The sequence below is a fragment of the Pantoea sp. YR525 genome, from assembly GCF_900116775.1.
Classification (GTDB): Bacteria; Pseudomonadota; Gammaproteobacteria; order Enterobacterales; family Enterobacteriaceae; genus Pantoea; species Pantoea symbiotica.
The window spans coordinates 388558-412392 of the sequence record NZ_FPBU01000003.1; the positions used below are offsets into that span (position 1 = coordinate 388558).

The 23835-nt window shown below is 55.3% G+C and carries 24 protein-coding genes; 15 read left to right on the forward strand and 9 right to left on the reverse strand.

Annotated features, from left to right (window positions below):
- Positions 1-44: 44 nt before the first annotated feature.
- Positions 45-320: an alpha/beta fold hydrolase gene (locus BM323_RS08295; RefSeq protein ID WP_008107187.1), complete on the forward strand. Its 276-nt coding sequence runs from the start codon at positions 45-47 to the stop codon at positions 318-320.
- Positions 321-454: 134 nt separating this feature from the next.
- On the opposite strand, the gene treF is transcribed toward BM323_RS08295, so the two are convergent.
- Together treF and BM323_RS08305 are read right to left on the reverse strand one after the other, a co-directional pair.
- The gene (gene treF, locus BM323_RS08300) at positions 455-2113 is read right to left on the reverse strand and encodes an alpha,alpha-trehalase TreF (protein WP_052026007.1); all 1659 of its coding nucleotides are present in this window, start codon (positions 2111-2113) and stop codon (positions 455-457) included.
- A gap of 413 nt (positions 2114-2526) precedes the next feature.
- Positions 2527-3381, reverse strand: a complete 855-nt coding sequence (locus BM323_RS08305) for an SDR family oxidoreductase (protein WP_091003653.1) — start codon at positions 3379-3381, stop codon at positions 2527-2529.
- A 97-nt stretch (positions 3382-3478) separates the two neighbouring features.
- On the opposite strand from BM323_RS08305, the gene BM323_RS08310 reads away from it, so the two are divergent.
- Positions 3479-3841 carry a winged helix-turn-helix transcriptional regulator gene (locus BM323_RS08310; protein WP_008107191.1) on the forward strand — a complete coding sequence of 121 codons (363 nt, stop codon included), beginning with the start codon at positions 3479-3481 and terminating at the stop codon, positions 3839-3841.
- Between the two features lie 77 nt (positions 3842-3918).
- On the opposite strand, the gene yghX is transcribed toward BM323_RS08310, so the two are convergent.
- Positions 3919-4809, reverse strand: coding sequence for a YghX family hydrolase (yghX, locus tag BM323_RS08315; protein ID WP_008107193.1), 891 nt, complete (start codon positions 4807-4809; stop codon positions 3919-3921).
- A 564-nt stretch (positions 4810-5373) separates the two neighbouring features.
- Here yghX and BM323_RS08320 point away from each other — a divergent pair.
- The 4 genes from BM323_RS08320 to BM323_RS08335 all read left to right on the forward strand — a co-directional run bounded on the left by BM323_RS08320 (position 5374) and on the right by BM323_RS08335 (position 9059).
- A complete protein-coding gene (locus tag BM323_RS08320) occupies positions 5374-6795 on the forward strand; it encodes a cytochrome ubiquinol oxidase subunit I (RefSeq protein ID WP_008107195.1) in 1422 nt (473 codons plus the stop codon).
- Position 6796: 1 nt separating this feature from the next.
- A complete protein-coding gene (gene cydB, locus BM323_RS08325) occupies positions 6797-7801 on the forward strand; it encodes a cytochrome d ubiquinol oxidase subunit II (RefSeq protein ID WP_008107197.1) in 1005 nt (334 codons plus the stop codon).
- A 1-nt stretch (position 7802) separates the two neighbouring features.
- Positions 7803-7970 carry a DUF2474 domain-containing protein gene (locus BM323_RS08330; protein WP_008107199.1) on the forward strand — a complete coding sequence of 56 codons (168 nt, stop codon included), beginning with the start codon at positions 7803-7805 and terminating at the stop codon, positions 7968-7970.
- 222 nt (positions 7971-8192) lie between these two features.
- The gene (locus BM323_RS08335) at positions 8193-9059 is read left to right on the forward strand and encodes a helix-turn-helix domain-containing protein (protein WP_008107201.1); all 867 of its coding nucleotides are present in this window, start codon (positions 8193-8195) and stop codon (positions 9057-9059) included.
- Between the two features lie 195 nt (positions 9060-9254).
- On the opposite strand, the gene BM323_RS24710 is transcribed toward BM323_RS08335, so the two are convergent.
- On the reverse strand, positions 9255-9311 hold the full coding sequence (locus BM323_RS24710; RefSeq protein ID WP_137386906.1) for an SEC-C metal-binding domain-containing protein: 57 nt from the start codon (positions 9309-9311) through the stop codon (positions 9255-9257).
- Here BM323_RS24710 and BM323_RS24475 point away from each other — a divergent pair, their 5' ends adjacent.
- The 3 genes from BM323_RS24475 to BM323_RS08350 all read left to right on the forward strand — a co-directional run bounded on the left by BM323_RS24475 (position 9312) and on the right by BM323_RS08350 (position 11110).
- Entirely contained in the window at positions 9312-9455 is a 144-nt protein-coding gene (locus tag BM323_RS24475; protein WP_162129952.1) for a hypothetical protein, read from the forward strand.
- 243 nt (positions 9456-9698) lie between these two features.
- Complete coding sequence (locus BM323_RS08345) at positions 9699-10481, forward strand: siderophore-interacting protein (protein ID WP_008107207.1); 783 nt, start codon at positions 9699-9701, stop codon at positions 10479-10481.
- 89 nt (positions 10482-10570) lie between these two features.
- Complete coding sequence (locus tag BM323_RS08350) at positions 10571-11110, forward strand: PadR family transcriptional regulator (protein WP_008107208.1); 540 nt, start codon at positions 10571-10573, stop codon at positions 11108-11110.
- Between the two features lie 57 nt (positions 11111-11167).
- Here the strand turns inward: BM323_RS08350 and BM323_RS08355 are convergent, their stop codons facing one another.
- Positions 11168-11455, reverse strand: a complete 288-nt coding sequence (locus tag BM323_RS08355; RefSeq protein WP_008107210.1) for an Rdx family protein — start codon at positions 11453-11455, stop codon at positions 11168-11170.
- Positions 11456-11676: 221 nt separating this feature from the next.
- On the opposite strand from BM323_RS08355, the gene BM323_RS08360 reads away from it, so the two are divergent.
- From BM323_RS08360 to BM323_RS08380, 5 genes are read left to right on the forward strand one after another with little or no spacing between them, the layout of a single operon-like run.
- On the forward strand, positions 11677-14010 hold the full coding sequence (locus BM323_RS08360; protein WP_008107212.1) for a TonB-dependent receptor domain-containing protein: 2334 nt from the start codon (positions 11677-11679) through the stop codon (positions 14008-14010).
- Positions 14011-14057: 47 nt separating this feature from the next.
- Positions 14058-15080 carry a hemin-degrading factor gene (locus BM323_RS08365; protein WP_008107213.1) on the forward strand — a complete coding sequence of 341 codons (1023 nt, stop codon included), beginning with the start codon at positions 14058-14060 and terminating at the stop codon, positions 15078-15080.
- Positions 15077-15898: a heme/hemin ABC transporter substrate-binding protein gene (locus BM323_RS08370; RefSeq protein WP_008107216.1), complete on the forward strand. Its 822-nt coding sequence runs from the start codon at positions 15077-15079 to the stop codon at positions 15896-15898. The genes BM323_RS08365 and BM323_RS08370 overlap by 4 nt, the downstream gene beginning before the upstream one ends.
- Complete coding sequence (locus BM323_RS08375) at positions 15891-16892, forward strand: FecCD family ABC transporter permease (RefSeq protein ID WP_008107218.1); 1002 nt, start codon at positions 15891-15893, stop codon at positions 16890-16892. The genes BM323_RS08370 and BM323_RS08375 overlap by 8 nt, the downstream gene beginning before the upstream one ends.
- A complete protein-coding gene (locus tag BM323_RS08380; RefSeq protein WP_008107220.1) occupies positions 16885-17664 on the forward strand; it encodes a heme ABC transporter ATP-binding protein in 780 nt (259 codons plus the stop codon). Before BM323_RS08375 ends, BM323_RS08380 begins: the two co-directional genes overlap by 8 nt.
- Positions 17665-17854: 190 nt before the next feature.
- On the opposite strand, the gene BM323_RS08385 is transcribed toward BM323_RS08380, so the two are convergent.
- Complete coding sequence (locus tag BM323_RS08385; protein WP_008107223.1) at positions 17855-18838, reverse strand: acrylyl-CoA reductase (NADPH); 984 nt, start codon at positions 18836-18838, stop codon at positions 17855-17857.
- 208 nt (positions 18839-19046) lie between these two features.
- On the opposite strand from BM323_RS08385, the gene BM323_RS08390 reads away from it, so the two are divergent.
- The gene (locus tag BM323_RS08390; protein WP_008107225.1) at positions 19047-21194 is read left to right on the forward strand and encodes an ornithine decarboxylase; all 2148 of its coding nucleotides are present in this window, start codon (positions 19047-19049) and stop codon (positions 21192-21194) included.
- Positions 21195-21286: 92 nt separating this feature from the next.
- Here the strand turns inward: BM323_RS08390 and mltC are convergent, their stop codons facing one another.
- Genes mltC through mutY form a run of 3 tightly spaced genes read right to left on the reverse strand, consistent with a single transcriptional unit; the run spans position 21287 to position 23778 of the window.
- Entirely contained in the window at positions 21287-22366 is a 1080-nt protein-coding gene (gene mltC, locus BM323_RS08395) for a membrane-bound lytic murein transglycosylase MltC (RefSeq protein ID WP_008107227.1), read from the reverse strand.
- A 54-nt stretch (positions 22367-22420) separates the two neighbouring features.
- A complete protein-coding gene (locus tag BM323_RS08400; protein ID WP_007890330.1) occupies positions 22421-22693 on the reverse strand; it encodes an oxidative damage protection protein in 273 nt (90 codons plus the stop codon).
- On the reverse strand, positions 22693-23778 hold the full coding sequence (gene mutY / locus BM323_RS08405) for an A/G-specific adenine glycosylase (protein ID WP_036649149.1): 1086 nt from the start codon (positions 23776-23778) through the stop codon (positions 22693-22695). The genes BM323_RS08400 and mutY overlap by 1 nt, the downstream gene beginning before the upstream one ends.
- Between the last annotated feature and the right edge of the window lie 57 nt (positions 23779-23835).

Below are 23835 nucleotides of genomic sequence, written 5' to 3' on the forward strand. Positions count from 1 at the left end.
TTCCTGTAAGAGAGGCGATGTAAGCACCTTACGAATCCCGCCGCGTGCTTGATAGCGGAAAAAATTCCTCAACTTGTTCAGGCTTTTTTGACAGCTTCTCTGAAACCGATTTCCGCGCGGATATCGCTAAAGTCGATGTGCCGACGTTGGTGATTCATGGCAGCAACGACCAGATCGTGCCGTTTGAAGCCACCGGTAAGTTGGCGCATGAGATGATTGAAGGGTCGGAGCTGAAGGTTTATGAGAACGGTCCGCATGGATTTGCGGTGACGCATCAGGATCAGCTGAATGCGGATTTGTTGGCGTTTTTGCAGAAGTAGAAGTCGTTAGCGGTTTCCCCTCACTCTAACCCTCTCCCGCAAGCGGGAGAGGGAATTGATCGAGCTTACATATAGCAGCGTTTCCCTCTCCCCGTGGGAGAGGGCCAGGGTGAGGGCATCAAAGCGCACCATCCTCAATCCGCCAGCAAATGCCCATACATGGTCATCAATCTGCGGGTGACGCCATTGGTCCAGCCGAAGCCGTCCTGCAGCGGATATTCACCACCGCCACCCGGACGGGCGCGATCGCCGCTGATGTCATACTTCTCCACCAGCTTATGATGCAGTGAGTAGAAATTGTTCACCGTATTCAGCCAGTTAACAGCAATTTCTGTCGCCAGTGTCTCTTCACCGTAGTGATTCAAACCGACTACCGCCATCCACTGCAGTGGCGCCCATGCATTGGGTTTATCCCACTGTTCGCCGCTCTCCACCATCGAGGTCAGCAAACCGCCTTGCGTCAACAACAGATGACGCAGCGCAACGGCCTGCAAGTGCGCCTGCTCGGGTGAGGCGAGACCAAGGAACAGCGGCACCACTGCTGCGGCGGTAAAGGCGCCAAAGCGCTCGCGGCGCCAGTCGTAATCGCGGTAAACACCGGCGGTGTTATCCCACAGATAGCGGTGAATCGCCTGCTTACGCGCATCGGCTTTTTTCTGCCACGCCAGCGCCGTTAACTCTTCGCCTTTGGCATGTGACAGCGTCGAAATCATCAGTTCCAGCTTGTAGAGGAACGCGTTGAGATCGATCGGAATAAATTGCGTGGTGCGAATACTCGCCAGACGCTGCGGATCGCGCAGCCAGCGTGAAGAGTAATCCCAGCCGGATGCGGCACCGGCACGCAGATCGCGGTAAACCTCATTCGCCGGACGACCCGATTTCTTCGCGGTTTCAATATCTTCCAGCCACGATTCATCACGCGGCGTGTCGCGATCGTCCCAGTAACGGTTGAGCAGCGAACCATCTGGCATGCGCACCACGTGGCGATAGGCCTGATGCGGCATCAACTCGCCCGCGCCATCCATCCAGAACTGATACTCTTTCATCAGCTGATCGAGATAGCGTTTCGCCCCGCGAATGCCATCCTCTTCAAACAGTTCAACCATCAGCGCAAACACCGGTGGCTGCGAGCGGCTGAGGTAGTAAGTCCGGTTGCCGTTCGGCACGTGACCGTAGTTATCAATCAGCCAGGCAAAGTTATCCGCCATGTGACGCAGCAAATCATCGCGACCTGCATCGGCCAGACCGAGCATGCTGAAGTAGGAGTCCCAGTAATAGGTTTCTCCAAATCGACCGCCGGGTACCACATAGGGTTTCGGCAACGGCAGCAGCGATGAGTGCGCTAAATGTTGCTGCGGCATTTTGGTTAACACCGGCCACAGATCGTCAATGTGTTCAGTTAAAGTTTTATCTGGATTGGAAACATAAAAACTCTCATTCACCTGAGGCGAATAAAAATGTTCGTGCACGAATGCTTCCAGATCAAAATCCGCTGCGCGTTTACGGCGACGAAAACGAATTAAAATATCCAGCGGATCGAATTTTGGTGCGCAGTCCGGGAACGTTTTGCTGTCGGCAAATATGTGCGATGTCTGCACCTGCTCAAACAGTTCCATGTAGCGATCGGCAGGCGTCAGCGCATCCGGCGCGGGCAGACCTTCAATCAGCTCGGGTTCCGGCTCCGAATCCTGCATACCTTCGCGAACGAACTCATGAGGATTATATTGATACTCCAGTTCAGCATCAGCGCGTCGATCCTCGAAAGCGTTATATTGCTGTTGGTTAGTATTAATAGCAGCCTCCTGGTAAATTCTTGAATGCGTAAAGAACAAATTATAGAGCTCTGAACGGGCGAAACAACAATGCGATTTATCTATGAACGTAATAAATCATGTCGATGGATCCGGTGTTTTTATGATTTTTCAGCGATTACAACGGACTATATTTCAGGAAATGAAAGCGGCGTTTAGGATGGATGTTTAAATAGGTACGCAGAATTATCTGTATTTAAGAAAATCGCTAAAATTTGCGTGAAAAAGCGTGGGATGACTTGATCAATTGATGGCAAACGCAGCGGGAACTGAGCTGTATTTTCCCTCACCCTAACCCTCTCCCGCAGGCGGGAGAGGGAACCGATCGAGCTAACATGTGGCAGCGTCTCCCTCTCCCGTGGGAGAGGGCCGGGGTGAGGGCATCAGGCCGCACCTCAGTTCTTTAACGCCGCCTTAATCACTTCCGCATACGGCGTGGTCGCACGGCCAATCAGTTTGCTCAGCGTATGGCTATCATCGAACAATCCGCCTTTTTCGGCACCGGCATCTGAATCCGCCAGCATCTCGGACAAGCCATCTGGCAAACCGGCACCTTTCAGCGCGGCGGCAAATTCGGCCTGCGGCAGGTTGATGTAATCCACTTGCTCGCCCGACTGTTTGGCAATCTCGGCGCTGAACTGCGCCAGCGTGTAGCTGTCGTCGCCAGCTAGTTCATACACTTTGCCAGCCTGGTCGTCACGGCTGATCACTTCGGCTGCCGCAGCCGCATAATCAGCGCGCGCCGCAGAGGCGATGCGACCTTCACCCACCGCACCAATAAAGGCATGATGCGCCAGCGCTGGTGCAATACTCGCCGCGTAGTTTTCGGTGTACCAGCCGTTACGCAGCAGCGCGAAAGGAAGGCCGGAGGCTTTCAGCTGTGCTTCAGTCGCACGATGCTCAACGCCTAATCCCAACGGCGATGTATCGGCATGCAGTAAGCTGGTGTAGGCGATAAAGCCAACGCCGGCGGCTTTTGCCGCATCAATCACCGCCTTGTGCTGCGCTTCACGCTGGCCGACTTCACTCGAAGAGATCAGCAGCAGCTTATCGACACCAGCAAAGGCGCTCTGCAGTGTTTCCGGTTTGCTGTAATCCGCCGCACGCAGTGTCACGCCCAACGCCTTAAGATCGGCCGCTTTCTCCGGCGAACGCACCGCTGCAATGATTTCGCTAGCCGGCACTTTTTTCAGTAACTCGTTAATCACCAAACGGCCCAGTTGGCCTGTGGCACCTGTAATCGCAATCATGATGTTCTCCTTTTGAACTGGTATGAAAACAGCCTAAGCGATAAACTAACTTTTAGTAAGTACTTACAGATTTGTTAGTTTGAAGTGGGGGAGTTAAATGTCTGAAAAGATGAGTGAAAAATTTACGCGCGGTGAGTTGCTTAACGTGAACTGCCCGTCGCGCGAAGTGTTGAAACGCATTACCAGCCGCTGGAGCGTACTGATTTTGCTGGCGCTACGCGAAGAAACTCTGCGCTTTAGCGAGCTGCGTCGCAAGATTGGCGGCGTGAGCGAACGCATGCTGGCGCAGACGCTGCGCTATATGGAAGAGGATGGTTTTGTTGAGCGCATTGCCTATGAAGTGGTGCCGCCACACGTCGAGTATCGTTTGACGTCGTTAGGCCGCGAAGTGGAAGGGCAGGTGACAGGGCTGGCAGATTGGCTGGAGAGCAATGTGCATCGGATATTGAAGGCGCATTGAGAAGGTCGCCATGAATGGTGATCCTACAAACGATGCAGTGGAATTTGTAGGGTCGCCATTTATGGCGACCACAGCAATCAGGCGTGCAAATACTTCTCAAACCAACCCAGCGTGCGGCTCCAGGCTAATTCGGCGGCGGCTTTGTCATAACGCGGCGTCGAATCATTATGGAAGCCATGGTTCACGCCGGGATAAACATAGCCTTCGTAGACTTTGTGATTTGCCTTTAGCGCCTCTTCATAGGCTGGCCAACCTTCATTGATGCCTTTATCCAGCGCGGCGTAGTGCAACAACAGCGGCGCTTTGATGCGTGGCACATCTTCAGCTTTAGGCTGACGGCCATAAAATGGCACCGCACAGGCCAAATCGGGGAACGCGACCGCAGCCGCATTGGCTACGCCGCCGCCGTAACAGAAGCCGGTGATGCCCACTTTGCCAGTGCCTTCCTCGTGATGCATCAGGAAATCAATCGCAGCGAAAAAGTCATTCATCAACTTGGTTGGGTCGACTTTGGCCTGCATCGTTTTGCCTTCATCATCATTGCCCGGATAACCGCCCAGCGAGCTAAGTCCATCCGGTGCCAGCGCGATATAACCTGCTTTCGCTACGCGTCGTGCCACGTCTTCGATGTAGGGATTAAGGCCACGATTCTCGTGCACCACCACCACCGCAGGCACTTTGCCGGTTGCATTGGCCGGACGCACCAGATAGCCGCGCACCTCGCCGTGGCCTTGCGGTGATGGATAGTGAATGTACTCCGGTTTGATCGCCGGATCGGTAAATTCCACCTGCTGCGCCAGCGCATAGTTGGGGCTCATCGCGCTCAATAATGTTGCGCCCGCCATGCCCGCAACGGTGAATTTCGCCGCCATCGAGATAAATTCGCGTTTGCTGATTTTGCCGTGGGCGTAGTAATCGTAAAGCTCGAGCAGTTCCTGAGGGAAATCCTGTGCAGTAAGACGGGCCATAACCTCTCCTTCGCTGTTTAACTGGTTGATTACTGCTCTAAAAAAGCACAGCTTGTCGCCGCTGGCAAATGCCATGCCGCAGTAGGTTAACGTCACCACGTTTACATCACGTCACCAATAAGCAGCAGGAATTACGCTTTTCGTTTTAAATTAATTATCTTTTAATTAACAATTCTGATCATCCCGCGCTGTCCGGAAATATTTACATGCTCTAATGAAGATCAGCAAATAACGACTTTTTTCTGCGCACTAAAAAATAAATAAATGAAGTGGTTACCTGATAAGCACAGCGGAAATAAGCGGGAAATAATAACAATATTGTCACAATGAGTGAGGGTGATTAACCTTAACGTAGTGATTTTAAAGTATTAGTTTCAACTAAAAACAATGATCGAAATCAAAAAACACTGTTATAGTTTTACCGACTTCCCCTGTATCTTTTCGTTCGCACCACTTCCTTTTACATTGGCGCGACATTTCTTTAAGCACAGCGAAATAACCGCTGCGCTCTGCTTGTTAATTATAAGTAAAAATTCGGTGTAATTTGTGGCAATGAGGTAAGCAATGTTTGGATTAGACGCCTTTCATCTGGCCAGGATTCAGTTCGCATTTACTGTTTCCTTCCATATTATCTTTCCAGCCATCACCATCGGTCTCGCCAGTTTCCTGGCGGTGCTTGAAGGGATGTGGCTGAAAACCCGTAACGAGACCTATCGCGATCTCTACCATTTCTGGTCGAAAGCTTTTGCCGTTAACTTCGGCATGGGCGTGGTATCTGGATTGGTGATGGCGTACCAGTTCGGTACTAACTGGAGTGGTTTCTCACAGTTTGCAGGCAGTATTACCGGCCCGCTGCTCACCTATGAAGTGTTAACCGCGTTCTTCCTTGAAGCGGGCTTCCTTGGCGTGATGCTGTTCGGCTGGAACCGCGTTGGTCCAGGCTTGCACTTCTTCGCAACCTGCATGGTCGCGCTCGGCACCATCTTCTCCACCTTCTGGATTCTGGCGTCGAACAGCTGGATGCATACGCCGCAGGGCTACATCATCCAGAACGGCATCGTGGTGCCGGAAGATTGGCTGAAAATCATCTTCAACCCTTCGTTCCCTTATCGCTTGTTCCACATGTCGGTGGGTGCCTTCCTCGCCAGCGCCTTCTTTGTCGGCGCGTCGGGCGCATGGCATTTGCTGCGCGGTAACGACAATCCAGCGATTCGTAAGATGTTCTCGATGGCATTGTGGATGGCGCTGATTGTGGCACCGATTCAGGCAATGATCGGTGATGCGCATGGCCTGAACACCCTTGAGCATCAGCCAGCGAAAATCGCGGCAATTGAAGGACACTGGGAAAACAAGCCGGGTGAAGCCTCGCCGCTGATCCTGTTCGGTGTGCCGGATATGGAGCAAGAGCGCACTAAGTACGCGCTGGAAATCCCGTACCTCGGCAGCCTGATTCTGACGCATAGCCTCGACAAGCAGATCCCTGCGCTGAAGAGCTTCCCGAAAGAGGATCGCCCGAATTCCACCATCATTTTCTGGTCATTCCGCGTGATGGTGGCGCTGGGCCTGCTGATGATTACGCTCGGCGTGGTGTCTTTGTGGCTGCGTTTCAAAGGCCGTTTGTATCACTCGCGTCCGTTCCTGTGGTTCACGCTGCTGATGGGCCCATCGGGTTTGATCGCCATTCTGGCCGGCTGGTTTACCACTGAAATTGGGCGTCAGCCTTGGGTGGTTTATGGCGTGCAGCGCACCATTGATGCGGTCTCCGCGCATGGTGATATGCACATGAGCATCAGCCTGCTGGCGTTCATTCTGGTCTATTCGTCGGTGTTTGGTGTCGGTTACCTCTACATGATGCGTCTGATCAAAGAGGGTCCGGTGACCGGCGAAGGTAAAGAGGTTGATCACGGTGGTCCGGGTCAGCATCACACGCCAGCGCGTCCGTTGTCGGCGGCCAAAACCCATAGCGAAAAGAGTGGGGAGCACTAAGATGATCGACTTTTCAATTATCTGGTTTGCCATCATCGTGTTTGGCACCTTGATGTACATCGTGATGGATGGCTTCGATCTCGGCATTGGCCTGCTGTTGCCGTTTAACAAAGATCCCATCGAACGCGACATGATGGTGAACACCGTTGCCCCGGTTTGGGATGGCAACGAAACCTGGCTGGTGCTGGGCGGCGCGGCGCTGTACGGCGCGTTCCCGCTGGCATATTCGGTGCTGTTGGATGCGCTGTCGATTCCTTTGACGGCGATGCTGATTGGCCTGATCTTCCGTGGCGTGGCTTTTGAGTTCCGCTTTAAAGCTACGGTAGAACACCGTCCGTTCTGGGATAAGTCGTTCATTGCCGGTTCACTGCTGGCCACCTTCAGTCAGGGCGTGGCCGTTGGCGCCATCCTGAATGGTTTCCCGGTGGTTGGCCGTGAATATGCGGGTTCAGCGATGAGCTGGTTAGCACCTTTCCCGCTGTTCTGCGGCGTTGGTCTGGTGATCGCCTATGCGCTGCTGGGTTGTACCTGGCTGATCATGAAAACCGAACACGATCTGCACCGTAAGATGTCTGCGCTGGCGACACCGCTGACGCTGACGCTGCTGCTGGTGGTGGGCATTATCAGTATCTGGACGCCGCTGACGCATGCGGATATCGCGCAGCGCTGGTTCTCGCGTCCGAACCTGTTCTGGTTCCTGCCGGTTCCGGTGCTGGTAGTGCTGTGTTCGTGGGGGATTGTGCGTGCCATCAAGCGCGAAGCGCATTACTCGCCGTTCATCCTGACGCTGGCGTTGATTTTCCTGGGCTTCTCGGGCCTTGGCATTAGCATCTGGCCGAACATCATTCCACCGTCAATCACCATCTGGCAGGCGGCGTCTCCGGCGAGCAGCCAGGCGTTTATGCTGGTGGGCGGCTTGCTGATTATTCCGGTCATTCTGGGTTACACCTTCTGGAGTTACTACGTGTTCCGCGGAAAAATCAAAGCCGACGAAGGATACCATTGATATGAAAACCGAGGTCAGCAACATGAAAACTCACTCTGAAACGAAGATTCCGTGGTGGAAGCAGTTGATGTGGCTGGTGGTCATTTACGGCGCAAGCGTGCTGGCACTCGGTGTGGTGGCATCACTGTTTCGTATGATGATGACGGCAGCGGGCATGCGTTCGCATTGAGTCCGCACATTAATCGCATCTGTTGATATCCCCGTAGGGTCGCCATTCATGGCGACCTTTTTTATTTCCACGATCAAAAAAACGTTAGTAACCTAAGCAATTAATGCTTTTCCCGCTTCGGTACGTTTACTCTTCCTTACGTTAGTAATACGTTTTTGTTATATTTATGTGACGAATAACGCAAATTCATTACGTTAACCACCTCATTCGACCATCAAAATCATGCTCAGCCTGAATGTAAAAAAACAGTACATCAACGATCTGGTGGACTGGATAGAAGCGAACCTGACCGACGAGCTCAACATCGATCTGATTACCCTGAAATCCGGTTACTCCAAATGGCACATGCAGCGCATGTTCAAAGAGATGACCGGGCAAACGCTGGCGTCCTACACGCGCAAACGTCGTCTGACCATGGCGGCGATGGCGCTGCGTCTGACCAGCATGCCGCTGATCGATATTGCGGTGCGCTTTGGCTTTGATAATCAGCAGAATTTTACCCGCGTGTTTAAAAGTCACTTCTCAATGACGCCGGGTGCCTATCGCCGCATTCCGGAGATGCTGATGAAGGATTTCCACAGCCGCATCTCCACGCAGCGTGAGTGGGTCAATGCGCGTCTGGCGCAGAAGCCGGAGATTCAACTGTGTGGTGAAGTGATTGAGTGGGAATGTCGCTTCGGGGAGTACATCGATCACCACAACCATGTGGTGGCGCAGCACACGCGCGACTTCATCGCTTTTGCTGGTCAGCACGTGAATCGCGGCTGGCTGGGCTTCCAGTTCAGTCCGGGCGTACATTCTGCCGATCAGCAGCACATCAGCCTGTTCCAGGCGTTGGAAAGTCAGTACGCCGATGTACTGCCGCGCAACGTGCAGAACTGGACCGGCGAAAGTGGTTTGTATGCGGAGATTGACTGGCACGGTGCACCGGAAGAGATCAACGCGTTCACCGCGGAGATTTACTACAACCACTTGCCAGCGCTAGGCGTAGCACGCCGTGCGGGCAAAGATCTGCTCAAGCTGGATCTGAAATACAGCACGCCCGATCTGCTGCAGGGCACCTTCTATATTCCGGTGGCGGATAAGTAATGCATAATTCGTGCGGTAAACCGTGACAAACCGCACGATTTTATAAACTCAAGGCGTTAATCGGCGTAAAATTCTTCATCGAAACCTGATTGGCCGCGTAAATCACCAGCCGCCACGCATCAGGCTGGATAATCACCTGCATTTCTGGTCCATTCCGGGCCGCTATAGTGAACAGACAAAAAAATTATGCGACTTCTACCGTTGTTCCTCATGACAGCGCTTGTAGCGTTTTCTTCGCTGGCAAGTGCACAGATGGCTGAGCCTTTTTCACCGCCGGGTGGACTGCATCCGCATCAACCCCATTGTGCGCAGCATGAAATTCTCGGCGACAATGTGCTGCCGAAACATAGCCAGGATGATGGCAGTTTCGTAACCTGCGGCAATCACCAGGCTTAATCTCGTCCCGCCAAAAAATTCCCATCTGCTGCATCCTTTATGAAGGTCGTCATAAATGACGCCCCTACATTCGCACATGCCTCCCGTAGGGTCGCCATTCATGGCGACCTTTGCGATTGCGCGTACCATTCTGGCGACCAAACACACAGATAGCATTTTTCGGCATTGCATCGAAGATATATCATAACTATTCTCTCCCCATCAGATGAGAATGACTTTCACTATCTTTTAGGGAGACACCACTTGCAAACTACCCCTTCCGAACGCGCGCCACGCCGCGTGCGCAATGAACTGCGTTTCCGCCATATCACCGTGGCAAGCAAGACGCTGATTGCCGGTGAATTCTGGCGCATTGTTTTCAACGGCAGCGATCTGGCCGGCTTCAACTCGCCATCGTTTGACGATCACATCAAAGTGTTTTTCCCGGAACATGCCGGCGCCGAACTGGCGCTGCCGCAGATCACTGATGAAGGCATCGTTTGGCCGAATGGCGTGCGTCCTGCCGCGCGTGATTACACGCCGCTGGAATTTAACGGCGTCGATTCTCTGACCATCGATTTCTACATCCACGATGGCGGCGTTGCCAGCAGCTGGGCAAGCGAAGCCAAAGTGGGCGATCAAATTGCGATGGGCGGCCCGCGCGGTTCGTTGGTGATACCAACGGATTATGCCTGCCAGATTTACGTCTGTGATGAGACCGGTTTGCCAGCCTTTAAACGTCGTTACAGCGAAATCCAGGCGCAGGACATTCACCTGCTGGCCTATGCCGATGAAGCCACCGGGCGCGATTATCTCGGTGATCTGCCGAATGTGCAGGTGAGCTGGTTGGGAAGCGGCAGCATGCAGGCCGATAACCTGGCACCGATAACGGCGCAGCTGGATAAGATTGCGCTGCCTGCCACTGAATACTTCATCTGGCTGACCGGCGAGGGCGAAGCGGTGAAATTGCTGAGCGATTACTTCACCCAGGGACGCGGTGCAAATACCGATTTCGTGCGCGCTGTAGCCTATTGGCATCAGAAATAACGTAAACGCCGCGCGCGCTGCCGCCTGTGTTGAATTTTGCCAGGTGGCAGACTACTATCAACCTCCCTTAATTAGCGCTCAGGAAGGCAATGAAACAGCAGCGGGATTTTCCATGGCAGTCCGATCACGCACAGCGTGCCGTCTGTGCAGGCGCACGTAAGAAGCGTCGTGAGCGGATGCTGGATGCCAGCGATATCCGCCTGTTAATGCTGCACTTTCTGGCCAACAATTCTGCGCACGGTTATGAGCTGATCAAATCGGTTGAAGAGCTCTCCAAAGGGGAATATTCCCCGAGTCCCGGCATTATTTATCCCAACCTGACGCTGCTCGAAGAGATGGATGCGATTCGCGTAGTCGATGCGCAGGCATCACGAAAAGCCTATGCGCTGAATGAGAGCGGCGTGGCGCTGCTGGCGGAGAATCGTGACAATGTGGATGCGATTATCGAGCGCTTAACCTCGCTGGCGATTCTGGTGAATAACCGCAGCATTCCGCAGGTTGAGCAGGCGATTCACCTGATCAAACACACCTTAAATCATCGTCTGGCGCAGGAAGATATTTCTGCAGAGTCGCTGGAAATCGTGATTGAAGCGTTGCATCAGGCGGCCGAGAAAATCGCGAACAGTTAACGCCGAACGTAGGGTCGCCATTCATGGCGACCGTCCAGAAAACCGCACCAACCAAAATCAACTCTTCTTCTTATCCACATGCCCAAGCGCGCGATCCGGCCAGCAAACATCGCGCACGCGCTGCTTCAGCGCAGCCGCATCCGGGAAACCGCCTTCCTGCTTACGCTCCCAAATCACCTGACCATCAATGGTGATCTCAAACAAGCCGCCGGTTCCCGGCTTGAGCGTCACTGCACTTAAATCCTCGGCAAACGTATGCAGCAGCTCCTGCGCCATCCAGGCGGAACGCAGCAGCCAGTTACATTGTGTGCAGTAATGAATGGTAATCGTTGGTTTCTGTGACATAACCTGTCTCGTTTAGATAATGAAGTTAACAAAATGTGCGGTCCAAGATACATCTTAGCTTACTGCTAGTTGATAATGATTACCACTTGCATTACATTCCTGTCGACATCATTTATTACATAAAATAAGTCCATATTTTTTTACGGTCTTTTAACCAAAGCCCGTACTTTCAGGCAGCAAGCAAGTGAGCGAATACTAACAATTAACCAGGTATTTCGCGCATGTCTTCACTCTTTCAGGGAACGGCCCAGCAACGTCTTTTCAAAGTTGCCATCTTATCTTCAGCCATACATGCCGCTTGCAGCTTTGCCGCCAGCGACAGCACCAGCAATGAGCCGGTTCTCACCGTCACCGCGCCAAAACAGCAGGCCGGTAATAAAACCACCATCACGGCACAAGAGCTGCAAAAACGCGGTGCGAATGATTTCGGTTCGATCATGCGTTATGAGCCGCTGATCAGCGCCACCGGTTCGAGTGGTGGATCCTCGGCCGGCAAAAGCGGTTTCGACCGCGCGGGCTATACCGGCTACAACATTCGTGGTCTGGAGAGTAACCGCGTCGGCATGGATATCGACGGCATTCCGATTCCAGATGCCACCGGACGTCCTTACGTCAGCCGCACCGGCAACAACACCTTTGGTATTGGCCGCGATTACATCGATCCCTACATGTTCGGCAGCGTTGATATCGAGAAGGGCGCCACGGCGGTGGATCAGCCGAATACCTCGATTGGCGGTAACGTCTCGTTCCATAACAAAAGCGCCGACGATTACCTTAGCAGCGACAAAAACACTTACTTCGGTTATCAGAGCGGTTACGACTCATCGAATCGTAGCTGGCACAACGGCATCACCGCTGCCTCCGGCGATGACGAGCTGCGTGGCCTGTTTGTTTACAGTCGTCGCGATGGTCAGGAGACCGAGAACAACAGCGGCGTGATCGATGCTTATCCGGCCAACTGGCACTCTGACGCCTTTATGACCTCCGGAATCTGGCAGCCGAACGATCAGCACAAGCTGAGCGCTACTTTCGATTACTATCACAAAACCAATCACAGCCATTACGATACCTGGGACACCAGCGGCAACACCGTTTGGGGCACCGCGCAGCAGCAGAGTGATACGCGCCGCTGGGGCATCAATCTGGCGGATGAGTGGACGCCGTACAACGACTTTATCGATACGCTGACCACGCGCCTTTACTGGCAGCAAACGCAGGCGCACGACAATACCTATCTGCCAACCAGCGCCAGCCAGTACGGCTTTGTTTACTCTGATTTCAACGTCGATACCTATGGCTTCGACACGCGCGGCACCAAAACGCTGGGCCGCCATGAGCTGAGTGCCGGTGTCAACGCGCGCCTGGATAACAGCGAGCGTCCGTTCCGCCAGGAGCCAACGCCGAGCACCTTTAGCGCCATCACGCAGCCGCAGTCTGACAGCCGCACCTTCGCGGTGGCGGGTTATCTGCAAGATAAGATTAATTTCGATCTTGATAGCCACAACTTCGCGGTCATTCCCGGCGTGCGCGTGATGTATCAAAGCACCAAGCCCAAAGATCTGGGCGATCTGACTAACGGCAGCACGGTGCTAACCGAAGAGCAGGTTGATGCGCTGTACGGCAAAACCAACTCCGATACGCAGGTGCTGCCATCGCTGACCTTCCAGTACGACTTAACGCCAGCGTTGACCACCTATCTGCAATATAAACGCGGCGTGCAGTTCCCTACCACCAGCCAGTTGTATGGATCATGGAACCTTGGCTCCAGCTACGCGGGGAGCGCGCAGTATGCGCTGATTGGTAACACCGATCTGAAAACTGAAACCAGCAACAACTTCGAGTGGGGCCTGAAAGGCCAGGCGACAGAAGGCGTAACGGTTAACACTTCGGTGTTCTACAACCAGTACAAAAACTTCATCGCTTACACCCGCTATCGTCGCTCGGCCAATCCGGAGATGTTCGTCAACGTACCGAGTAACATCTACACCAGCTATCAGGCTGAAAACCGCGATAAGGCCTACATTTATGGTGCTGAGATCTCAACCAAAGTGAATTACGGCACCTGGTTCCCGCAAGTGGATGGCCTGAGCAGCACCTTTGCGCTGGGCTATAACGAAGGTAAATCAAAGTCCAGCTACGCCGGTGACAAGTACATCGATCTCGATAGCGTCGCGCCACTGAAAGCGATTGTTGGCCTGGCGTGGGATGACAAAGCGCGCGGCTACGGCGCAGCGTTGACCGCCACCTTCGTGAAAGGCAAACAGGCCACGGCGACCAACCGCGAAAGCTACACCAACACTGGCACGGCGATCACCGATTCCACCTCGGAATATATGCGCGTACCGGGTTACGGCATGGTGGATGCGACGGCTTACTGGCAGGCGACGAAAAACGTCAAGCTGAGCGGCGGCATCTACAACATTACCGATCGCAAATACTGGGATTACACCAGCAGCCGCACGCTGACCAGCAGCAATGCCCAGGAACGCAACGACATCAACCTGGCGGTGATGCCAGGCCGCACCTTCCAGTTGGGTGTGAACGTCGATTTCTAATCACTTTCGCCCTGCGGCAGCGCAGGGCATTTTCATGGAGCAAGGCAATGAACCCACGTTACGATCACTATCTGGCGCTGAAAAGCGAGCATCCGAAAAAGTACGCGCGCGATCTCGCGGCGTTGATGGGCATTGGCGAAGCGCAGCTGTGTGAAGCGCGTGTCGGCCATGATGCAAAAGCGTTAAAAGCCGATTTCCCTGCGCTGCTGGCGGCATTGGCGGCGGTGGGTGAAACCAAAAGCATCACCCGCAATGAATATGCGGTCCATGAGCAGGTGGGCAAATATGAAAACCTGCACCTCGGCGAACACGCCGGACTGATTCTCAACCCGCGTGCGCTCGATCAGCGCCTGTTCCCGAGTCAGTGGCACAGCGCGTTCTTCCTGCGGGAGCAGAGCGCTCACGGAGAACGTCAAAGCATCCAGATTTTTGATCGCCACGCTGATGCGGTGCTGAAAATCTACACCACCGACAATACTGATATGGCCGCGTGGGATGCGCTGATTGCGGAGTTCGTGCAAGAGAACGCGGCGGAGTTAGATCCGCAGCCCGCCAGCGCGCCGCAATACAGCAACGCGATTGATGCCAGCAAAGTGGAAGCCGAATGGCGCGCCATCACCGATGTGCATCAGTTCTTTGGTCTGCTGAAGCGCCACAACATCTCGCGCCCGCAGGCGTTCCGCGCGGTGGCGGACGATCTGGCACGCCAGGTGAGCAATGACTCGCTGGCACAGTTGCTGGATCTGGCGCAGCAGGATGGCAACGAAATCATGATTTTCATCGGCAACCGTGGCTGCACGCAGATCTTCACTGGCGCGGTAGAGAAGCTGATGCCGATGGATAACTGGATCAACATTTTCAATCCGACTTTCACGCTGCATTTGATGGCGGATCACATCAGCGAAAGTTGGGTGACGCGCAAACCGAGCGGCGACGGCTTCGTCACCAGCCTGGAACTGTTTGCCGCCGACGGCACGCAGATCGCGCAGCTGTACGGTCAGCGCAGCGAAGGCACGCCGGAGCAGGCGCGCTGGCGCGAGCAGGTAATGTCGCTGGAGGCGTTAGCATGAAAAAACTTCTGTTGCTGCTGACTGCGCTGGCGCTGCCCGCTGTAGCGGCCGAGCGGGTGATCTCGATTGGCGGTGACGTCACGCAGATCATCTACGCATTGGATGCGCAGCAGGATCTGGTGGCGCGCGACAGCACCAGCCAGCATCCGGCGCAGGCCAACAAGCTGCCGGATGTCGGTTATATGCGTCAGCTGAATGCCGAAGGGATTCTGGCGCTGAAACCGACGCTGGTGCTGAGCAGCGAGCTGGCAAAACCGTCGCTGGTGTTGCAGCAGGTGGAGCAGGCGGGTGTGAAGGTGGTGGATGTCACCGGCAAAAACAGCCTCGACGCCATCCCGCAAAAAATCGCCACCATCGGCAAGGCGCTGCATCGTGAAGATGAAGCCAACGCGTTGATCGAAAAGGTCAACAAACAGCGCGCGCAGATCCCGCAACAACCGTTGCCAGTTAAAGTGCTGTTTATCATGGCGCACGGCGGCATGCGCACTCAGGCGGCAGGCGCGCAAACCGGCGCGGATGGCGCGATTCGCAGCGCTGGTCTGATCAACGCGATGGCGGCGGTGCCGCACTATCAGCAGCTGTCGCAGGAAGGCGTGGTCGCAGCCGCACCGGATTTGATCGTGGTGGGTGAAGATGGCCTGCGTACGCTGGGCGGCGAAGAGAAAGTGTGGTCGCTGCCAGGTTTGGCACTGACGCCAGCCGGTCAGCATCGCGCTTTGCTGGTGGTGGATGAGATGGCGCTGCTGAGCTTTGGCCTTGATACACCGGGCGCGATTGTGAAGTTACGCCGTGCCGCTGAAGCTATAAAACATGACTAATGCATCGGTGATGCGCTGGCTGCTGTTGATGGCCATCAGCACGCTGATATTAATGCTGATGGCCGCCAACTTCGGCGCGATGCCGCTTTCAATGCGCACCTTGCTGCGTGCGCCGCTGAGCGATATGGCGTGGCAAATCTGGATCAACATCCGTCTGCCGCGCGTGCTGCTGGCGGTGTTGCTCGGCATGGCGCTGGCGGTATCCGGCGCGGTGATGCAGGGATTGTTTCGCAATCCGCTGGCCGATCCCGGTTTGCTCGGCATCAGCAGCGGAGCGGGGTTGGCGGTGGCGATATCGATTGTCATCCCGCTCGGCTTGCCGCCGTTGCTGGCGCTGTGGCTGCCAACCCTCGCTGCCTTTATGGGCAGTTTGGTGGTGACGCTGCTGATCTTCAGTTTTAGCCGTCTGGCGCTGGGCAATCTCTCGCGCCTACTGTTGGTCGGCATCGCCATCAATGCCTTGTGTGGTGCGGCAGTTGGCGTGCTGTCGTGGCTGAGTAACGATCAGCAGCTGCGTCAGCTAGCGCTGTGGGGCATGGGCAGTTTGAGCGCGGCGCAGTGGCCGAGTTTGCTGGTGTGCGCAGTGCTGATTCTGCCTGCATTGATGGCGATTCAGCTGCGCGCGCGTCGTCTCAACTTGCTGCAACTCGGCGAAGAGGATGCGCATTACATGGGCATCGACGTGAAGCGCACGCAGCGTCAGCTGCTGGTGCTGAGCGCGTTGCTGGTGGGCACCGCCGTGGCGGTGAGCGGCATTATCGGCTTTGTCGGTTTAGTGGTACCGCACCTGATGCGCTTTTGTCTCGGCAGCGATCATCGCTGGATGCTGCCGGGCTCGGCGCTGGCGGGCGCGATTTTGCTGCTGCTGGCCGATACGCTGGCGCGCACGGTGGTGGTGCCGGCGGAAATGCCGGTTGGCTTGTTAACCAGCCTGCTGGGCGGCCCGTGGTTTCTCTGGCTGATTCTGCGTCAGCAAAGGGGGATGAATGAGTGACTGCATGCAGGCGCGCGGACTGCGTTTTAGCCACGGCTCACGCGCCTTAATCGACGACGTTTCCCTGACTTTACAGCCTGGCGAAATGATTGCGCTGATCGGCCCCAACGGCGCGGGGAAATCTACGCTGCTGCGTTTACTGACCGGCTTTCTCACGCCAGAAGCGGGCGAGTGCTGGCTTGGCGATCGACCATTAAATGACTGGCCGCGCGAACCGCTGGCGCAGCGTCGCGCGGTGATGCGTCAGCAAAATAGCGTGAGTTTTCCGCTGCCCGCCGCCGATGTGGTGGCGATGGGCCGTGCGCCCTGGCCGGGCATTAAATCTAAAGCGGTAATCGAAGAGGTGATGCAGATTACCGGCAGCCTTGAGCTGGCAACGCGTGATTATCGATCGCTTTCCGGTGGTGAACAGCAGCGCGTGCAGCTGGCGCGCGTGCTGGCTCAGCTGTGGCACGACGATGGTCCGCGCGGCTGGCTGTTTCTCGACGAACCCACATCTGCGCTGGATCTGTTCTGGCAGCAGCACAGTTTGCGTTTACTGCATCGCCTGACGCGCAACGGGCGCTTCAGCGTCTGTACTGTGCTGCACGATCTGAATCTCGCGTCGCTGTGGTCAGATCGCGTGCTGTTGCTGCATCAGGGCAAGTTGGTGGCAGAAGGTGCGCCGCATGAAGTGATGACCGAAAGCACGTTGACGCGCTGGTATCAGGCGGAACTGGATGTGGTGCTGCAGGATGAGAAGGGCAGGCCGCAGATTCAGCTGCGTGCATGATGTTTCGTAGGGTGGGCATTTATGCCCACCAGGTGGTGATTCATGCGTACAAGGTCGCCATGAATGGCGACCCTACGTGCAGGGTTTTGTAGGGTGGGCATTTATGCACGTAAGGTTTTCGTAGGGTGGGCATTTATGCCCACCAGGCCGTGATTGATGTGTACAAGGTCGCCATGAATGGCGACCCTACTCAGCGGCAATCGACGATCAAACGTCCGCGTACTTTACCCGCCAGCAGATGCTCAGCACCTTCGCGCGCTTCGCTCAGCGGAATCACCTTGGTTAACTGCTGCAACAGGTCGCCATCCACCAGTTCCGCCAGTCGCTGCCACGCCTGCTGACGCAGCGGTTTGGCGCACATCACACTATCCACGCCCGCCAGCACCACGCCACGCAGAATGAACGGCGCGACGCTGGTCGGCAGATCCAAACCCTGCGCCATACCGCACGCCGCTACTACGCCATCGCGCTTGATGCCCGCTAACACATTGGCCAGCGTGTGGCTGCCAACGCTATCAATCGCCGCCGCCCAGCGCTCTTTTGCCAGCGGTTTGCCCGGCTCGCTCAGCTCTGCGCGATCGATAATCGACGAGGCGCCAAGCGTGTTGATCAGGTAATCGCTATCGCTGGCGCGACCGCTGGAAGCAATAACCTCATAGCCGAGACGTGCTAGTAAGCTGACGCTGAAACTGCCAACGCCGCCGCTCGCGCCGGTCACCAAAACCGGGCCGTGCTGCGGCGTGATGCCCTGTTTTTCCAGCGCCATTACGCACAGCATGGCGGTGAAGCCAGCGGTGCCAATCGCCATGGTTTGCAGCGGGCTAAGTGCGACCGGCACTTTCACCAGCCAGTCGCCCGAGACGCTGGCTTTCTGCGCCAGTCCGCCCCAATGTTTTTCACCTACGCCCCAGCCGGTGAGCAGCGCCACGTCGTCCTGCTGCCATTCGGCATGGCGGCTGCTGATCACCCGGCCAACAAAATCGATGCCCGGCACCATCGGGAATTGCCGCACAATCGGGCCTTTGTTGCAGATGGCGAGCGCGTCTTTGTAGTTGAGCGTGGAGTAGCTTACTTCGAGGGTGACATCCTGATCGGGCAGTTGTTTTTCTGACAGATCTTTCAGGGATGTGCGGTATCCCTGTTCATCATTTTCAATGACCAATGCCTTGAACATGCAGCCTCCGGCTGGTTGAGGAAAGTGGGGTAATAGTACTCCTTTTTTTGCCTTACCCAACCCTTACCCGCCGCGGGTTGTTCCCGCAAAAAAAAGATGACATTATTGCGCCCCAGTTAGTGATCAACTCCCAGATTTACTTCGCCGAGGAAACCTCCTCATTGCTGTGCCATCGGCACCCACTCATCCTCTCTCAGGGATTTGTGTTATGAACCCATTGAAAATTGCTGCCAGCGTTGCTGTAGCGCCAACCCTTAGTCTGAACACTGCGCGCGACGTGGTGACGCTGGACAATACCGACTTTACCGATGTCGCTGCGGTCGTGATCACCTTGTCGGACACGCGCAGTGGCGTGCTGACGCTGTTGCGCAAAATCGGCTTTAATCTGCCGGTGTTTGTCGCCAATGCGTTCGATGAAGAAGTGCTGAAGCTGCCCGGCGTCACCGGTGAAATCAACGGCGCGCCAGAAGAGTGGGATGCGCTGGAAGACGCCGCGCAGGCCTATGAAGCCGAGTTGCTGCCACCGTTCTTCGACACGCTAACGCGCTACGTCGATATGCAGAACAGCACCTTTGCCTGTCCGGGACATCAGGGCGGCGCTTTCTTCCGCAAACATCCGGCGGGACGTCAGTTTTATGAGTTCTACGGCGAGAACGTTTTCCGTTCTGATATGTGCAACGCCGACGTTAAGCTCGGCGATCTGCTGATCCACGAAGGCTCAGCCAAAGATGCGCAGAAGTTCGCGGCGAAAGTGTTTAACGCCGACAAAACCTACTTCGTACTCAACGGCACGTCCAGCGCCAACAAAGTGGTGACCAACGCGCTGCTAACGCGCGGCGATCTGGTGCTGTTTGACCGCAACAACCACAAATCCAACCATCATGGCGCGCTGATTCAGGCGGGCGCAACGCCGGTGTATCTGGAAGCGGCGCGCAATCCGTTTGGCTTTATCGGCGGCATTGATGCGCACTGTTTTAACGATACTTATCTGCGTGAAGAAATCGCCAAAGTGGCACCCGATCGTGCCAACGATCAGCGTCCATTCCGCCTGGCGATTATTCAGCTCGGCACCTACGATGGCACGGTGTACAACGCGCGTCAGGTGGTCGATCGCATCGGCCATCTGTGCGATTACATCCTGTTCGATTCGGCGTGGGTTGGCTACGAGCAATTTATCCCGCTGATGGCGGGCTGCTCGCCGCTGACGCTGGAGTTGAACGAGAACGATCCGGGCATCTTTGTCACGCAATCGGTGCACAAGCAGCTGGCCGGTTTCTCGCAGACGTCGCAGATCCACAAGAAAGACAATCACATCCGTGGGCAGAAGCGTTTCTGTCCGCACAAGCGCCTCAACAATGCGTTTATGCTGCACGCCTCAACCAGCCCGTTCTATCCGCTGTTTGCCGCGCTGGATATCAACGCCCGCATGCACCAAGGCGAGGCGGGACGCAGCATGTGGCACGAGTGCGTCACTATCGGCATTGATGCGCGCAAGGCGATTTTGGAACGTTGCGAGATGATCCAGCCGTTCCTGCCGGAGAAGGTCCACGGCAAACTGTGGCAAGCGGCGGAAACGGAAGCTATCGCTGCCGATCCTGCCTACTTCAGCCTTGAACCGGGTGCAAAATGGCACGGTTTTGAAGGCTACGCGCAACAACAGTATCTGGTTGACCCTTGCAAGCTGCTGCTTACCACGCCGGGCATCGATGCCGCCAGCGGTGAGTACACCAGCTTCGGGATTCCAGCGACTATTCTGGCCAACTATTTACGCGAGAACGGCATCGTGCCGGAGAAGTGCGACCTCAACTCGATTCTGTTCCTGCTGACGCCAGCGGAAACGCCGGAGAAGATGGCGCATCTGGTGGCGATGCTGGTGCAGTTTGAGCAGCACGTGCGCGAGGATGCGCTGCTGGCGGAAGTGCTGCCGAGCGTGTATCGCAAGAATATCGAGCGCTATAAAGGTTACACGCTGCGCCGCTTGTGTCAGGAGATGCACGATCTCTATGTCAGTTTCGACGTTAAGGATTTGCAGAAAGCGATGTTCCGTTCAGCCTGCTTCCCGCCGGTGAAAGTGAATCCGCAGGATGCGCATCAGGCCTATATTCGTGGCGAAGTGGAGCTGGTGCCGATTGCCAAAGCCGAAGGGCGCATTGCGGCCGAAGGCGCCTTGCCGTACCCGCCGGGCGTGCTGTGCGTGGTGCCTGGTGAAGTGTGGGGCGGCGCGGTGCAACGCTATTTCCTCGCGCTGGAAGAGGGCATCAACCTGCTGCCGGGCTTCTCGCCGGAGCTGCAAGGGGTTTACACCGAAGAAGATGAGAGCGGGCGTTTGTGTCTGGTGGCGAATATGATGGTGTGAGATTTGCGTAATTATTAAAAAGGTCGCCATGAATGGCGACCCTACACGTAGGGTGGGCATTTATGCCCACCTTTTTAAATCAATATCTTATCTTAAAACCGGCGATAACTGCGCTGCGCCTGGCTCACTTTATACAGATAACGACGCGATTCCGCCGATGGATGGTTGGTGGTCAGCGTCTGGTAAACTTCCGTCGGCGACATACTATTTATTGACGAGAACGCGCGATCCTTATCGCTGGAGAACACGCGCAGCACGCTGCCCGCACCGCCGTTGTACGCCGTAATCACCGCATAACGCCGTGATGTCGGATCCTGAATCCCACCTAAATAACTTCTCTGCAGCAGCGACAAATACGCGGTGCCCGCATCAATATTATTCTCAGGATCAAGCAGATAGCTGCGGCTCGGTTTGCCGCCTTTGCCCTTCATGCGGAACACATCGACACCGGCGGTGTGCTGCACCACCTGCATCAGTCCCAGCGCATCAGCATGGCTCACCGCATACGGGTTGAAGCTCGATTCAATCTGCATAATCGCCAGAATCAATGACGCATCGACGCCATATTGCTCAGCGGCTTTACGCACCATCGGCAGATATTTGTGCGCACGTTTGTCGAGGTGGTTTGGCACCATCGGAATGGTAACCGACCAGATGACGTGCAATCCGGAGGTGCGTTTCTGCAGTTTGTTTTGAATCAGGTAATCAGCAAAGCTGCCGGCGCGGCCCTGCCAGCGAATCGGCTGACCGGTATTATCCAGCACCTGGCCGTACAGCAGCGGCTCTTTACTGATTTGAATATCGTTGGCATCGGAGTAGAGATCGACATTGCCCGGATCTTCGCCAATCAACAGCGTGGTGATGATCGCCTGACGCAGGCTGGCCATCGGATCGGTGCCGGAAATGGTCTCAATGGTGATGCTACCGCTGTCAAAGTTGATGTGACTGCGGGTGTAATAGCCGTCGCTATATTTGACGTAATCTTTCGGTCCGGCGATCAGAACTTCATTGATTCCCCAAATGTTTTCAATATTGTGGGCAAACTGACCCATCAAAATATCAAAACCGTTGGTGTCCTTGACCCACTCTTCATGGTACTGCGATTTTTTTTGTCCGGAGCAGGAGACCAAAAGTGGTGCAATCACCAAGAGCGCTATCAGTTTTTTATTCATTGTTAATGCGTGCCTGAATCGAAAAAGAGGGCCTCAAAGGGAAGCCCTGAACGGTTATTTTTCTGGCGGGGTGTAACCTTCAATGTGCACATCTTTGCCTTCGAACAGGAAATTGATCATCTCCTTCTCCAGCACTTTGCGATCTTCCGGGTTCATCATGCTCAATTTCTTCTCATTGATCAGCATGGTTTGCTTGGACATCCACTGCTGCCAGGCCTCTTTGGAGATCTCATTAAAGATGCGCTTACCCAGCTCGCCAGGATAGAGCTGAAAGTCCTGACCTTCAGCGTCGCGTTGCAGATAAGTACAAAAAATGGTGCGGCTCATTACTCTTCCTCTTCGGTCACGTCTGCTCGACGCGTAAGCTGCTGGGGATGGCGCAATTCATGCAGCAAGCGCTCAACCGGCGCCGCCAAACCCACTGACGGTGGTTGCGCTAAGTTATACCAGAGACCGTCCGCTTCATCCATCAGCGACCCAGCCGAAGGCCATGCTAGCCACATAGGCACAATGTCTAAGTGGAAATGGCTAAAGGTATGGCGGAACGCGGTGAGCTGCTGCGGTTTGGCATGAATGCCGCGCTCGGTTAGCCAGTCAGTTAGCGCTTGCTCACTTGTAAATTGTGGGAAGCAGAACAATCCGCCCCACAAGCCAACCGGCGGACGCTGCTCTAACCACACGTCATCGCCATCCTGCATCATCAACATCCAGCCGCTACGTTCTGGCAAGGTCTGCTTGGGTTTTTTACCTGGATATTCAGCCCAGCTGCTGTTGGCATAAGCGACGCATCCGCTACTGAGCGGGCAGATTTCGCATTTAGGGCGTGAGCGAGTACATACTAACGCGCCAAGGTCCATCATTGCCTGATTAAACTGGCTGACGCCTGCCGCTGGCGTGACTTCTTCGCTGATCTGCCACAGCCGTTTTTCAACGTCCTTTTTCCCCGGCCAGCCGCCCACCGCGTAGCAGCGCGCCAGCACGCGTTTTACGTTGCCATCCAGAATCGGGAAGTGCAGACCCAGCGACAGCGATAACACCGCGCCCGCAGTCGAACGACCAATGCCCGGCAGCGCTGCAACATCGTCAAAGTTACGCGGGAACTCGCCGCCGTGCATCTCCACCACCTGTTTCGCGGCTTTGTGCAGATTACGCGCACGCGCGTAATAGCCGAGACCGGTCCACAGATGCAGCACTTCATCCAGCGGCGCAGCCGCCAGATCGGCCACCGTTGGGAAGCGCGCCATAAAGCGTTCAAAATAGGGAATGACGGTAGCAACCTGGGTTTGCTGCAGCATCACTTCAGAGAGCCATACCTTGTAGGGCGTTTTCTCCTGCTGCCACGGCAGGGTTTTGCGACCAAAGCGCTGATACCAATCCAGCACTTGTTGCGCGAACGTCGGCGCTTGCATCATAAGAAGGAAATTTTCCGTGTTTACTCTACAATCAGGCAGGAATTCCAGCACAGAGAC

Bases quoted from the DNA above. Each gene is read 5' to 3' on its own strand.
- BM323_RS24475 (WP_162129952.1), top strand. From the start codon at position 9,312: ATGGCTGAGCCTTTTTCACCGCCGGGTGGACTGCATCCGCATCAACCC.
- BM323_RS08380 (WP_008107220.1), top strand. From the start codon at position 16,885: ATGAGTGACTGCATGCAGGCGCGCGGACTGCGTTTTAGCCACGGCTCA.
- BM323_RS08365 (WP_008107213.1), top strand. From the start codon at position 14,058: ATGAACCCACGTTACGATCACTATCTGGCGCTGAAAAGCGAGCATCCG.
- cydB (WP_008107197.1), top strand. From the start codon at position 6,797: ATGATCGACTTTTCAATTATCTGGTTTGCCATCATCGTGTTTGGCACC.
- mutY (WP_036649149.1), bottom strand. From the start codon at position 23,778: ATGATGCAAGCGCCGACGTTCGCGCAACAAGTGCTGGATTGGTATCAG.
- BM323_RS08400 (WP_007890330.1), bottom strand. From the start codon at position 22,693: ATGAGCCGCACCATTTTTTGTACTTATCTGCAACGCGACGCTGAAGGT.
- yghX (WP_008107193.1), bottom strand. From the start codon at position 4,809: ATGGCCCGTCTTACTGCACAGGATTTCCCTCAGGAACTGCTCGAGCTT.
- BM323_RS08335 (WP_008107201.1), top strand. From the start codon at position 8,193: ATGCTCAGCCTGAATGTAAAAAAACAGTACATCAACGATCTGGTGGAC.
- BM323_RS08330 (WP_008107199.1), top strand. From the start codon at position 7,803: ATGAAAACCGAGGTCAGCAACATGAAAACTCACTCTGAAACGAAGATT.
- BM323_RS08360 (WP_008107212.1), top strand. From the start codon at position 11,677: ATGTCTTCACTCTTTCAGGGAACGGCCCAGCAACGTCTTTTCAAAGTT.
- BM323_RS08385 (WP_008107223.1), bottom strand. From the start codon at position 18,838: ATGTTCAAGGCATTGGTCATTGAAAATGATGAACAGGGATACCGCACA.
- BM323_RS08305 (WP_091003653.1), bottom strand. From the start codon at position 3,381: ATGATTGCGATTACAGGTGCCACAGGCCAACTGGGCCGTTTGGTGATT.
- BM323_RS08355 (WP_008107210.1), bottom strand. From the start codon at position 11,455: ATGTCACAGAAACCAACGATTACCATTCATTACTGCACACAATGTAAC.
- BM323_RS08375 (WP_008107218.1), top strand. From the start codon at position 15,891: ATGACTAATGCATCGGTGATGCGCTGGCTGCTGTTGATGGCCATCAGC.
- BM323_RS08310 (WP_008107191.1), top strand. From the start codon at position 3,479: ATGTCTGAAAAGATGAGTGAAAAATTTACGCGCGGTGAGTTGCTTAAC.
- BM323_RS08390 (WP_008107225.1), top strand. From the start codon at position 19,047: ATGAACCCATTGAAAATTGCTGCCAGCGTTGCTGTAGCGCCAACCCTT.
- BM323_RS08350 (WP_008107208.1), top strand. From the start codon at position 10,571: ATGAAACAGCAGCGGGATTTTCCATGGCAGTCCGATCACGCACAGCGT.
- BM323_RS08320 (WP_008107195.1), top strand. From the start codon at position 5,374: ATGTTTGGATTAGACGCCTTTCATCTGGCCAGGATTCAGTTCGCATTT.
- mltC (WP_008107227.1), bottom strand. From the start codon at position 22,366: ATGAATAAAAAACTGATAGCGCTCTTGGTGATTGCACCACTTTTGGTC.
- BM323_RS08370 (WP_008107216.1), top strand. From the start codon at position 15,077: ATGAAAAAACTTCTGTTGCTGCTGACTGCGCTGGCGCTGCCCGCTGTA.